This is a genomic window from Variovorax atrisoli 110B (genome assembly GCF_000382045.1).
GTDB classification, from domain to species: Bacteria; Pseudomonadota; Gammaproteobacteria; order Burkholderiales; family Burkholderiaceae_C; genus Variovorax; species Variovorax atrisoli.
On the sequence record NZ_KB907455.1, the window covers coordinates 21,632 to 33,388 of the forward strand.

At 68.0% G+C, this 11,757-nt stretch carries 11 protein-coding genes; 7 read left to right on the forward strand and 4 right to left on the reverse strand.

Annotated features, from left to right (window positions below):
• The first annotated feature begins 94 nt into the window (after positions 1 to 94).
• On the forward strand, positions 95 to 1,006 hold the full coding sequence (locus tag G369_RS0117955) for a LysR family transcriptional regulator (protein WP_019655406.1): 912 nt from the start codon (positions 95 to 97) through the stop codon (positions 1,004 to 1,006).
• 15 nt (positions 1,007 to 1,021) lie between these two features.
• Here G369_RS0117955 and G369_RS0117960 read toward each other — a convergent pair whose 3' ends face one another.
• On the reverse strand, positions 1,022 to 1,825 hold the full coding sequence (locus G369_RS0117960; protein ID WP_019655407.1) for an exodeoxyribonuclease III: 804 nt from the start codon (positions 1,823 to 1,825) through the stop codon (positions 1,022 to 1,024).
• Positions 1,826 to 1,836: 11 nt separating this feature from the next.
• On the opposite strand from G369_RS0117960, the gene pyrE reads away from it, so the two are divergent.
• Together pyrE and G369_RS0117970 are read left to right on the forward strand one after the other, a co-directional pair.
• Positions 1,837 to 2,526, forward strand: coding sequence for an orotate phosphoribosyltransferase (gene pyrE / locus G369_RS0117965; protein WP_019655408.1), 690 nt, complete (start codon positions 1,837 to 1,839; stop codon positions 2,524 to 2,526).
• A gap of 125 nt (positions 2,527 to 2,651) precedes the next feature.
• Positions 2,652 to 3,236 (forward strand): DUF4124 domain-containing protein, encoded by a 585-nt coding sequence (locus G369_RS0117970; RefSeq protein ID WP_244164346.1) that lies wholly within the window; start codon positions 2,652 to 2,654, stop codon positions 3,234 to 3,236.
• A gap of 113 nt (positions 3,237 to 3,349) precedes the next feature.
• Here G369_RS0117970 and gatB read toward each other — a convergent pair whose 3' ends face one another.
• The 3 genes from gatB to gatC are packed head-to-tail and all read right to left on the reverse strand — an operon-like array spanning position 3,350 to position 6,661.
• Positions 3,350 to 4,846 (reverse strand): Asp-tRNA(Asn)/Glu-tRNA(Gln) amidotransferase subunit GatB, encoded by a 1,497-nt coding sequence (gene gatB / locus G369_RS0117975; RefSeq protein ID WP_019655410.1) that lies wholly within the window; start codon positions 4,844 to 4,846, stop codon positions 3,350 to 3,352.
• A 1-nt stretch (position 4,847) separates the two neighbouring features.
• On the reverse strand, positions 4,848 to 6,362 hold the full coding sequence (gene gatA / locus G369_RS0117980) for an Asp-tRNA(Asn)/Glu-tRNA(Gln) amidotransferase subunit GatA (protein ID WP_019655411.1): 1,515 nt from the start codon (positions 6,360 to 6,362) through the stop codon (positions 4,848 to 4,850).
• On the reverse strand, positions 6,362 to 6,661 hold the full coding sequence (gene gatC / locus G369_RS0117985) for an Asp-tRNA(Asn)/Glu-tRNA(Gln) amidotransferase subunit GatC (RefSeq protein WP_019655412.1): 300 nt from the start codon (positions 6,659 to 6,661) through the stop codon (positions 6,362 to 6,364). Before gatC ends, gatA begins: the two co-directional genes overlap by 1 nt.
• Positions 6,662 to 6,876: 215 nt before the next feature.
• Between gatC and G369_RS0117990 the strand changes: the two genes are divergently transcribed.
• The 4 genes from G369_RS0117990 to mrdA all read left to right on the forward strand — a co-directional run bounded on the left by G369_RS0117990 (position 6,877) and on the right by mrdA (position 11,715).
• A complete protein-coding gene (locus G369_RS0117990) occupies positions 6,877 to 7,920 on the forward strand; it encodes a rod shape-determining protein (RefSeq protein WP_007833435.1) in 1,044 nt (347 codons plus the stop codon).
• A 170-nt stretch (positions 7,921 to 8,090) separates the two neighbouring features.
• Positions 8,091 to 9,050: a rod shape-determining protein MreC gene (mreC, locus tag G369_RS0117995; protein ID WP_019655413.1), complete on the forward strand. Its 960-nt coding sequence runs from the start codon at positions 8,091 to 8,093 to the stop codon at positions 9,048 to 9,050.
• The gene (gene mreD, locus G369_RS0118000; RefSeq protein ID WP_019655414.1) at positions 9,047 to 9,568 is read left to right on the forward strand and encodes a rod shape-determining protein MreD; all 522 of its coding nucleotides are present in this window, start codon (positions 9,047 to 9,049) and stop codon (positions 9,566 to 9,568) included. The genes mreC and mreD overlap by 4 nt, the downstream gene beginning before the upstream one ends.
• Before the next feature lie 176 nt (positions 9,569 to 9,744).
• On the forward strand, positions 9,745 to 11,715 hold the full coding sequence (mrdA, locus tag G369_RS0118005; protein ID WP_019655415.1) for a penicillin-binding protein 2: 1,971 nt from the start codon (positions 9,745 to 9,747) through the stop codon (positions 11,713 to 11,715).
• The last annotated feature ends 42 nt before the right edge of the window (positions 11,716 to 11,757 follow it).

The following is an 11,757-nucleotide window of genomic DNA, read 5'->3' on the forward strand; positions in this document are numbered from 1 at the left end:
GCGATGCGTTGCTTGCTTTGTCTCGGCCAGCATTAGGAACGCAGAAGGATCATTTGGGAAATTTAGATGTGATATGGATTTATCATCAATCCATATGAATCTGTCGACCCGCCAGCTGCGCGCCTTCCTGCAGGTGGCACGCGTGGGCAACTTCACGCGCGCGGCCGAGCAGGCGCACATCACGCAGGCCGGACTCAGCATCCTGATCCGCGAGATGGAAAGGCAGCTGGGCTGCCGCCTCTTCGACCGCACCACGCGCGTGGTGAGCCTCACGCCCGCGGGCCGGCGCCTGCTGCCGGTGGTCGAGCGCATGGTGACCGACCTCGACGACGTGGCCGCCGAGCTGGGCGCCGAGGGCGACGCTGCGCGCCAGACGCTGCGCATCGCGGCCACACCGCTGGTGTCGTCGAACCTGCTGCCGCAGGTGTTCGCCAGCTTCCGCGAAGCGCATCCGCAGGTGAGCCTGCGTCTGTTCGACGCCGACCTGCGCGACGTGGAGGCGATGGTGGCGGCTGGCGAGGCCGACGTGGGGCTGGGCTTCTTCTTCAAGGCGGCGCCGGGACTGGCGCGCGAGCCGGTGGGACGCTTTCACCTGATGCGGGTGGCGCCGATGGACGAGGCCGGGGACGGGGAGCCGGGGGGCGTGGGCTCTGCGCCTTGGTCGGCGTTGCGCGGCGCCGAGCTCGTCGGGCTGCCGCCGGGCAATCCGATCCAGAAGGTGATCGACCAGCATCTCGCCGCCATCGGCCGCGCCGACGCGCAGCGCACCGCCTTCAACTTCTTCGGCACGCTGATCGCGATGGTGGAGGCCGGCTTCGGCACCGCCGTGATGCCGACCTTCGCGCTCGCCGCCTGCCGCCGCCATCGCGTGCGCACCGACGTTCTCACCAAGCCGAAGGTCGGGCTCGACTTCTACCGCATCACCAAGCGCGGGGCGTACGAGACGGAGGCGATGCAGGCCTTCGTGACTACGCTGGAAAAGGCGCTGCCGGAGCTGTCGCGCTGAGCGGCGCGCACATGCCTACAGCTCGAAGTCGTAGTCCACCGTGATCGGCGCGTGGTCGCTGAACTTCACGGTCTTGTAGATCTGCTCGGTGCGCGCCAGCGCCGCGATCTTCGGCGTGGCCAGGTGGTAGTCCAGCCGCCACCCCACGTTGTTCGCGTAGGCCTGCCCGCGGTTGCTCCACCAGGTGTAGGCCTCGCCCGTGGTGTCGGGCTTGAGCATGCGGTAGACGTCCACCAGGCCCGCGCCGTCGGCGCCGACGTCGAGCAGCTTCGTCATCCAGGCGCGCTCCTCGGGGAGGAAGCCGCTGTTCTTCTGGTTGCCGCGCCAGTTCTTCAGGTCGATCTCCTTGTGGGCGATGTTGATGTCGCCGCACAGCACGAACTCGCGCTCCTTCTTGAGTGCCACGAGGTGCGGGAAGAAGCCCTTGAGGAAGCGGAACTTGGCTTCCTGCCGCTCCTCGCCCGAGCTGCCGCTCGGGAAGTAGCAGCTGATGACGGAGAACTTGCGCTTGGGAGTGTCGAAGCGCAGTTCGAGGTACCGGCCCTCGGCGTCGAACTCGGCGTCGCCCCAGCCCACCACCACCTGGCTCGGAGCGTGCTTGGTGTAGATGGCGGTGCCAGCGTAGCCCTTCTTCTCGGCGAAGTGGAAATGGCCCTTGAGGCCGGCCATTTCCTCGAACCGGCCCTCGATGTCGCTGGCCTGGACGCGGATCTCCTGCATGCAAATACAATCCGGCGCAAGTTCGGCCACCCAGTCGGCCACGCCTTTGGTTGCGGCCGAACGCAGGCCATTGAGATTGAGACTGGTCAGTTTGAACACAAGGAATTCCGATGGCTGTAGATGGTGAGAAAAGCAAAAGCAGCGCGATCGCCCAGGATTTCGTCCAGTTCGCCCTGGATGCCGGCGTACTGCGTTTCGGGGAGTTCAAGACCAAGGCCGGTCGGATGAGTCCCTACTTCTTCAATTCGGGCCTCTTCGACGACGGCGCCAAGATCGCCCGGCTCGCGGGATTCTATGCAGACCGCCTGATCGAGAGCGGCCTCGAATTCGACATGATCTTCGGCCCTGCCTACAAGGGCATCCCGCTGGGCGCCACGGTGGCCGCCGAGCTGGCCCGCCGGGGCCGCAACTACCCCTTCGCCTACAACCGCAAGGAAGCCAAGGCGCACGGCGAGGGCGGCAACCTGGTCGGTGCGCCGCTCAAGGGCCGCGTGCTGATCGTCGACGACGTGATGTCCGCCGGCACTGCGGTGCGCGAGTCGATCGCCGCCATCGAGGCCGCAGGCGCCACGCCGCATGCCGTGGCCATCGCGCTCGACCGGCAGGAGAAGGCCACCGAGAACGGCGTCGACGTGGACCACAGCGCCGTGCAGTACGTGCGCAACCAGCTCGGCCTGTCGGTGATCGCCATCGCCACGCTCGACGACCTGCTGAGCTACCTCTCGGGCGATGCCGCGGCCGACCTCGGCGCGCACCGCGAACGCGTGCTGGCCTACCGCGCGCGCTACGGCGCCAGCTGAACCGGGGCCGCCGAATGCACCGCGCACGCGACGATCACGACCGAACGTTCCGCCTGCTGGCGGCGGCATCCCTTTTCATCACGGCTTCCTCTTTCTGCGGCGCTCTGCAAGCGCAACCGCAGAAAGTGGAAGGCGCCTCCGCCGGCATCTACACCTGCGTCGACGCCCGCGGCCGCACGCTGACGGCCGACCGCCCGATCGCAGAGTGCAACGACCGCGAGCAGCGCGAGCTGAACCCGAGCGGCTCGACCCGCCGCAAGCTGGAGCCGACCTACACCGCGCGCGAACTCCAGGAGCGCGAGGACCGTGCCCGCGAAGCCGCGATCGTGGCCGCCCGGCAGACCGACGAGCGGCGCCGCGAGCGTGCCCTGCTGGTGCGCTACCCCAACAGCGCCACGCACGATCGCGAACGCGCCGAGGCACTCGCGCAGATCGATGCGGTGTCGGAAGCGGCGAGGAAACGCATCTCCGAGCTGGGCGAAGACCGCAAGAAGATCGACGAGGAGATGGAGTTCTACAAGCAGGACCCCACCAAGGCGCCGGCCGCGCTGCGCCGCAGGATCGACGACAACGCGAAGAGCGTGGCGGTGCAGAACCGCTTCATCGCGGAGCAGGAAGACGAGAAGAAGCGGGTGAATGCGCGCTTCGACGAGGAGCGCATTCGCTTGAAGGCGCTCTGGACCCCGCAGAACGGCGGAAGTCCCAGGTAACCCCCCAGGCTGCGCGCACTTCGTGCGCTTCGCCAACCCCCCTGTCGGGGGCAACACCTGCGGCCCGGCAAAGCCGGTTCCGCGGTGTTTCCCGAAGGACAGGGGAGGGGCGATCAGGCCAGCTTGGCCTTGAGCAACTCGGTGACTTGCGCCGGGTTCGCCTTGCCGCCGCTGGCCTTCATGACCTGGCCGACGAGGGCGTTGAGTGCCTTCTCCTTGCCGCCGCGGTATTCCTCGACGTTCTTCGCGTTCTTCGCGATCACCTCGTCGAGGATCTTGTCGAGCGCGCCGGCGTCGTTCATCGGCTTCAGGTCCTTGGCCTCGATGATCGCGTCGACGTCGCTGCCTTCGCCGGTCCAGAGGGCCTCGAACACCTGGCGGGCGGCGTTGTTGGGCAGGGTGCCGTCGGCGATGCGCTTCACCAGCTGAGCCAGCTGCTGCGCCTTCACGGGAGCGGCCTCGATGCCGATCTCGGCGGCGTTCAGGCGGCGCGCCATCTCGCCGGTGATCCAGTTGCTCGCGAGCTTGGGCGTGGCGCCTGCCTTCACGGCTTCGTCGAAGTAGCCGGCAAGCGCGGCGCTTTGCGTGAGCTGCGCGGCGTCGTATTCCGACAGCCCGTGGTCGCGCACATAGCGCTCGGCCATCGCGCGCGGCAGTTCGGGCATCTCGGCCTTCACGCGCTCGATCCAGTCGGCGGCGATCACCAGCGGCGGCAGGTCGGGGTCGGGGAAGTAGCGGTAGTCGGCCGAGTCTTCCTTGGCGCGCATGGCGCGCGTCTCGCCGGTGTCGGGGTCGAACAGCACCGTGGCCTGCTCGATCTTGTGGCCGTCCTCGATCTCGTCGATCTGCCAGCGGATCTCGTAGTCGATCGCCTGCTGCATGAACTTGAAGCTGTTCAGGTTCTTGATCTCACGGCGCGTGCCGAGCTTCTCGCCGGGGCGGCGCACCGACACGTTGGCGTCGCAGCGGAAGCTGCCTTCCTGCATGTTGCCGTCGCAGATGCCGATCCAGGTGACGATCTTGTGCAACTCCTTCGCATAGGCCACGGCCTCGGCGGTGGAGCGCATGTCGGGCTCGGTCACGATCTCCAGCAGCGGCGTGCCCGCGCGGTTCAGGTCGATGCCGCTCTGGCCGACGAAGTCCTCGTGCTCGTGCAGCGACTTGCCCGCATCCTCCTCGAGGTGGGCGCGCACCAGGCGCACCGTCTTCTGCTCCTCGCCCACGAAGAACGACACCGCGCCGCCCTGCACCACGGGGATCTCGAACTGGCTGATCTGGTAGCCCTTGGGCAGGTCGGGATAGAAGTAGTTCTTGCGTGCGAACACGCTGCGCGGCGCGATGTGCGAGCCCAGCGCCAGGCCGAGCTTGATGGCGCGTTCGACCGCGCCCTTGTTCATCACGGGCAGCGTGCCGGGCAGCGCCAGGTCGACCGCGCAGGCCTGCGTGTTGGGCTCGGCGCCGAAGGCGGTGGAGGCGCGGCTGAAGATCTTGCTCGCGGTGGAGAGCTGCGCGTGCGTCTCGAAGCCGATGATGACTTCATAGCCGCGCACCAGCGGGCCGGTCGGGCGGCCTTGTTGTTGTGCTTCGAATGTGTTCACGGTCTCGCTCATCTCAAAAGCCCTCCGGCGTGCGCGAATGCCAGTCGGTGGCTTGCTGGAAGCGGTGCGCCGCGTTCAGCAGCTTCGCTTCGCCGAAGTAGTTGCCGATCAGCTGCAGGCCCACGGGCATGCCGCCGTCGAAGCCCGCGGGCACGCTCATGCCGGGCAGGCCGGCCAGCGATGCCGGCAGCGTGAAGATGTCGGCAAGGTAGTCGGCCACCGGGTCGTCGCCGTGCTCGCCGATCTTCCAGGCGGTGGTCGGCGCCGCGGGGCCGGCGATCACGTCGCACTGCTTGAACGCCTGCTGGAAGTCGTCGGCGATCATGCGGCGCACCTTCTGCGCCTGCAGGTAGTAGGCGTCGTAGTAGCCGTGCGAGAGCACGTAGGTGCCGATCATGATGCGGCGCTTCACTTCGTCGCCGAAGCCTTCGGCGCGCGTACGCTCGTACATCTGCGTGAGCGCGCTCTTCTTGCTCGCGGGGTCGATGAAGTCCTTGGCGCGGTGGCCGAACTTCACGCCGTCGAAGCGGCTCAGGTTGCTCGAGGCCTCGGCCGCGGCAAGGATGTAGTAGACGGGAATCGACAGCTCGGTGCGCGGCAGCGTGACCTCGACGCGCTTCGCGCCGAGCTTCTCGTACTGCGCGAGCGCCGCGTCGATGGCCGCACGCACGCCGGGCGCCACGCCTTCGCCGAAGAACTCCTTCGGCACGCCGATGCGCAGGCCTTCGAGCGAGTCGTTCAGCGAGCGGCCGAAGTTCTCGGCCGGCTTGTCGAGCGAGGTGGAGTCGCGGTCGAGGTCGGGCCCGCAGAAGGCCGACAGCAGCAGCGCGCAGTCTTCGGCCGAGCGGGCCATCGGGCCGGCCTGGTCGAGGCTCGAGGCGAAGGCAACCATGCCGTAGCGCGAGGCGCGGCCGTAGGTGGGCTTGATGCCGGTGATGCCGCAGAACGATGCGGGCTGGCGGATCGAGCCGCCGGTGTCGGTGCCGGTGGCGGCGGGAGCCAGCCGTGCAGCGACCGCAGCCGCGCTGGCGCCGGAGGAGCCGCCCGGAATGCGTTCGAGGTTCCAGGGGTTGCGAACGGGAGCGGCCTTGTCGTGGCCCACGGCGGGCACCGCGACGTTCTCGTTGGCCGAGCCCATGGCGAACTCGTCGCAGCTCAGCTTGCCCAGCGTGACCGCGCCGGCATCGGCCAGGCGGCGCACCACGGTGGCGTCGAAGGGCGAGCGGTAGCCCGCGAGCATCTTGGAGCCGGCGGTGGTGGCGAAGTCGGTGGTGACGAAGATGTCCTTGTGCGCGATCGGCACGCCGGCCAGCGCCGGGGCGTCGCCCTTGGCGAGGAGGGCGTCGGCGGCGCGCGCCTGGGCCAGAGTGGCTTCCTCGTTCACGTCGAGGAAGGTGCCCAGCGCCTCGTGCGCCTTCATGCGGCCCAGGAAGGCCTGCGAGGCCTCGACGGCCGATACCTTGCGCTCGGCCAGCGCCTTCGCCAGCTCGACAACGCTCAATTGGTGCAATTCACCGCTGCTGCTCATCATTCGATTACCTTGGGCACGAGAAACAGGCCGGCTTCGACGGCCGGGGCGCTCTTCTGGTTGGCTTCGCGGTTGTTCGGTTCGCTCACCACGTCGTCGCGCAGGCGCAGCGTGACGTCTTCGATGGCGGCGACGGGGTGGGCCAGCGGCTCGACGCCGGTGGTGTCCACCGAACGCATGCGCTCGACGAGGTCGAAAAAGCCGTTGATCTGGCTGAGCATGCGCTCGCTTTCATCAGGAGCCAGCTGCAGCCTCGCCAGCGAGGCGATGCGCTCAATATCGGAAGCGGAGAGTGACATAGGTCGGAACGGCCCGGAAAAGCTTAGGTATTCGCACGCCGGAGCCGGTGCTAATACGGGAATCAGAGGGGATTCGGGTATTATCCCGCCTTTGCCGCAACCCCCGCGAACGCGCCGGCTTTTGCGCCAAAAACGATCAATTCACCCCATCAAACGACCCAAAAAATAGAGCGACGACCTGCCGACGCGCAGGCCGTGCTCAGAGGATTCCGCACATGTTTGGAGCTTTCCGTCGGTATTTCTCCACCGACCTTGCGATCGACCTCGGCACCGCCAACACCCTGATATTCGCCCGCAACAAGGGCATCGTGCTCGACGAGCCTTCGGTCGTCGCCATCCGCCACGAAGGCGGTCCGCATGGCAAGAAGGTGATCCAGGCCGTCGGCCGCGAGGCCAAGGCGATGCTGGGCAAGGTGCCCGGCAACATCGAGGCGATCCGCCCGATGAAGGACGGCGTGATCGCCGACTTCGTGATCACCGAGCAGATGATCAAGCAGTTCATCAAGATGGTGCACCCGCGCACGCTGCTCACGCCGAGCCCGCGCATCATCATCTGCGTGCCCTGCGGCTCCACCCAGGTCGAGCGTCGCGCCATCAAGGACGCGGCCGAGGCGGCAGGCGCCACCTCCGTCTACCTCATCGAGGAACCCATGGCCGCGGCCATCGGCGCCGGCCTTCCCGTCAGCGAGGCCTCGGGCTCGATGGTGGTGGACATCGGCGGCGGCACCACCGAGGTGGGCGTGATCTCGCTGGGCGGCATGGTCTACAAGGGCTCCGTGCGCGTGGGCGGCGACCGCTTCGACGAAGCCATCATCAACTACATCCGCCGCAACTACGGCATGCTGATCGGCGAGCCGACGGCCGAAGTCATCAAGAAGAACATCGGCTCGGCCTTCCCGGGCTCCGAAGTCAAGGAAATGGAAGTCAAGGGCCGCAACCTCTCCGAAGGCGTGCCGCGAAGCTTCACCATCAGCAGCAACGAAGTGCTGGAAGCCCTGACCGATCCGCTCAACAACATCGTCTCGGCCGTGAAGAACGCGCTGGAGCAGACGCCGCCCGAGTTGGGCGCCGACATCGCCGAGCGCGGCATGATGCTGACCGGCGGCGGCGCGCTGCTGCGCGACCTCGACCGCCTGCTGGCCGAGGAAACCGGCCTGCCGGTGCTGGTGGCCGAGGACCCGCTGACCTGCGTGGTGCGCGGCTGCGGCATCGCCCTGGAGCGCATGGACCGCCTGGGCAGCATCTTCACGAGCGAATAACCGAGGTACACCCCCAGGCTTCGCGCACTTCGTGTCGCTGCGCCAACCCCCTTGCAGGGGGCAATACCAGCGGCCCGGCGAAGCCGGTTCCGCGGTATTCCTGGCATCGTCATGTGTTAATTTCTTGTGCCGTAACTCGCGCAAGGCGCGGTGAAAACTAGGCCGAATTCATGCCCCTGGGCACGCTCGATCGCACAGCGCCACCCCTGTTCAACCAGGGCCAGTCGGCACTCAGCAAGCTGATCTTCTTCGGCGCGCTCTCCCTGTTCCTCATGGTGGCCGACGCGCGCTTCCACATCGTGCAGCCGATCCGCGCGGCCATCGGGGCCGTGCTCTATCCGGTGCAGTGGGTGGCGCTGAAGCCGGTGCAGGCGGTGCTCGGCGGCGGGCGCTACTTCGAGGACCTGCAGACTGCCCAGCGCAACGAGGACGACGCCCGCAAGGCGCTGATCGCGCAGGCGGAGCGCGCCGCGCAGGCCGACACCCTGGCGCAGGACAACGCGCGCCTGCGCGAGCTGCTCGAGCTGCGCCAGACCACCACCACGCCCGGGCGCGCGGCCGAGGTGCTCTACGACGCGGCCGACCCCTACACCCGCAAGATCGTCGTCGACCAGGGCATGGCCCAGGGCGTGCAGCCCGGTTCGCCGGTGATCGACGCGCGCGGCGTGCTCGGGCAGGTCACGCAGGTGCTGCCCTTCACGAGCGAGGTCACGCTGGTGATCGACCGCGACCTTTCCATTCCCGTGCAGAACACCCGCACCGGCGTGCGCAGCGTGGCCTTCGGCGACGCCTCGGCGCACGGCGGCGGGCTGGAGCTTCGCTTCATGGCCGCCAACGCCGACCTGCAGGAGGGCGACCTGCTCTCCACCAGCGGCGTCGACGGCATCTACCCCGCCGGCCTGCCGGTGGCGAAGATCGAGCGCATCGAGCGGCGCGCCGATTCCGCCTTCGCCCGCATCTACTGTGTGCCGCTGGCCCATGTGACGGCCGCGCGCTACGTGCTGGTGCTCGAACCCACGGGCACGCCTGCCGCGCCGCCGCCCGCGCAGCCCGCCGTCACCCAGCGCAAGCGCCCCGAGGGCAAGCCGGGCGCGGGCAAGAACGAGAAGAAGCCGGGAGCACGCCCATGATCAAGCGTCCAGGCCAGCAGCAGTTGCTGCTGCCCGTCAGCCCCGTCTTCATGTGGAGCAGCCTCGTGGTGGCGCTGCTCATCAACATGATCCCGATCGGCCGCGCCGTCTGGATGCCCGACCTGCTGGCGCTGGTGATCGTGTTCTGGGGCGTGCACCAGCCCGCGCGCGTGGGCATCGGCGCGGCCTTCGTGTTCGGCCTGTGCATGGACGTGCACCAGTCGTCGATGCTGGGCCAGCATGCGCTGTCCTACACCACGCTGGGCTTCTTCGCGATCACCATCCACCGGCGGCTGCTGTGGTATCCGGTGGCCTCGCAGGCGCTGCAGGTGCTTCCGCTCTTCGCGCTCTCGCAGCTGATCGAAGTGGTCACGCGGATGATCGGCGGCGGCGTGTTCCCGGGCTGGACGGTGCTGGCATCGCCGGCCATCGAGGCGGCGCTGTGGCCCCTGGCGACCGCGCTGTTGCTGGCCCCTCAACGCCGCACCCCGGAACCGGACGAGAACCGTCCGCTATGAGTTCTCCCACAGGCTCCTCGCACTTCGTGTCGCTTCGCCAACCCCCTCGCCGGGGGCAACGCCGGCGGCCGGGCAAAGCCCTTTCCGCGGTGTCCCCCAGTCAATCCGTCCTGCTTTCGTGCGGCATTCGGCTCCCATTTGCCTTCGCACCTGCACGCGCCTAAGCTCCCATCGCCATGACCGAAATCCGCAACGTCGCCGCCGATCTCGCGCGCTTCAAGCGCCGCGTCATCGTCATCGGCCTGGCGGTGCTCTTCGCATTCGGGCTGCTGTGCGCGCGGCTGGTCTATCTGCAGGTCACGCGCCACGAGGACCTGGCCGAGCAGGCCGAGAGCAACCGCACGGCGGTGGTGCCGGTGGTGCCGAACCGGGGGCTCATCCTCGATCGCAACGGCATCGTGCTGGCCTCCAACTACTCGGCCTACACGCTGGAGATCACGCCCTCGAAGGTGGGCGACGTCGAGGAGACCATCGACAGCCTCACGCAGGTGCTGGAGATCTCGCCGCGCGACCGCCGCCGCTTCAAGCGCCTGCGCGAGGACTCGCGCAGCTTCGACTCCATCCCGATCCGCACCCGCCTGAGCGACGAGGAAGTCGCCCGCTTCGCTGCCCAGCGCTACCGCTTCCCGGGCGTGGAGATCAAGGCGCGCCTGTTCCGCAACTACCCGCAGGGCGAGCTCGCCTCGCACGTGCTGGGCTACATCGGCCGCATCAACCAGCGCGAGAAGACCGCGATGGAGGACTGGGACGAGGAGGACCAGGCCAACTACAAGGGCACCGACTACATCGGCAAGCTCGGCATCGAACAGAGCTACGAGAAGACGCTGCACGGCCAGACCGGCGTGGAGCAGATGGAGACTTCCGCCGGCGGCCGCGCCGTGCGCCGCCTCGCCAGCCATCCGGCCACGCCGGGCAACACGGTCATGCTGTCGCTCGACATCAAGCTGCAGAAGCTGGTGGAGGACATGTACGGAGACCGCCGCGGCGCGCTGGTGGCCATCGACCCCAAGACCGGCGAGATCCTCGCCTTCGTGAGCAAGCCCACCTTCGACCCGAACCTCTTCGTCGAAGGCATCGACAACGAGAGCTGGGCGGCGCTCACCGAGTCCATCGACAAGCCGCTGCTGAACCGCGCCCTGCGCGGCACCTACCCGCCGGGCTCCACCTACAAGCCCTTCATGGCGCTGGCGGCGCTGCAGACCGGCAAGCGCGGCCCCAGCGTGGTGGTGAACGACCCGGGCTACTTCAACTTCGGCGGCCACCGCTTCGGCAGTCCCGAAGGCAACCTGGGCGGCGTCGACATGCGCCGCTCGATCCAGCTGTCGAGCAACATCTACTACTACTCGCTGGCCAACGAGATGGGCGTGGACATGATCCACGACTTCATGAAGCCGCTGGGCTTCGGCCAGATCACCGGCATCGACCTCGGCGGCGAGGTGCGCGGCGTGCTGCCCAGCACCGAGTGGAAGCGCAACACCTACAAGCGCCCCGAGCAGAAGAAGTGGTACGCGGGCGAGACCATCTCGCTGGGCATCGGCCAGGGCTACAACAACTTCACCATGCTGCAGCTGGCACAGGCCACCGCCACCATCGCCAATGGCGGCCTCAAGCACAAGCCCCACCTCGCGCTGGCCACGCGCGACACCGTCAGCGGCAACGTGGTGCCCCTGCCGCAGCCCGCCGCGGAGAACCTGGGCTTCACGGCCGCCAACATCGCGGTGATCCGCGAGGGCCTGACGAGCGTGGTCACCAGCGGCACTGCGCGCGGCGTGTTCGCAGGCGCGAGCTACCAGGCGGCCGGCAAGACGGGTACGGCGCAGGCCGTGTCGATGGGCCAGAACACCAAGTACAACGCGCGCGCGCTCGAGGAGCACCAGCGGGACCACGCCCTGTTCATGGCCTACGCGCCGGTGAACGACCCGAAGATCGCCCTGGCGGTGATCGTGGAGAACGCAGGCTGGGGCGCCGGCGCGGCCGCGCCCATCGCGCGCCGGGTGTTCGACTACTGGCTCGCCGACCAATACCCGAGCGAGGCCGACATGGCCGCCATCAAGATCGGCAAGGCGACCGCGCCGATCGGCAAGCCGCGCGTGGCGAGCGAGGTGGCCTGGCCGGCTGCGTCGGCCACGCCCGCCACCGCGCCCTGATGTCTTGCTCCCTCTCCCCTTGGGGAGAGGAAAAAAAGCCCC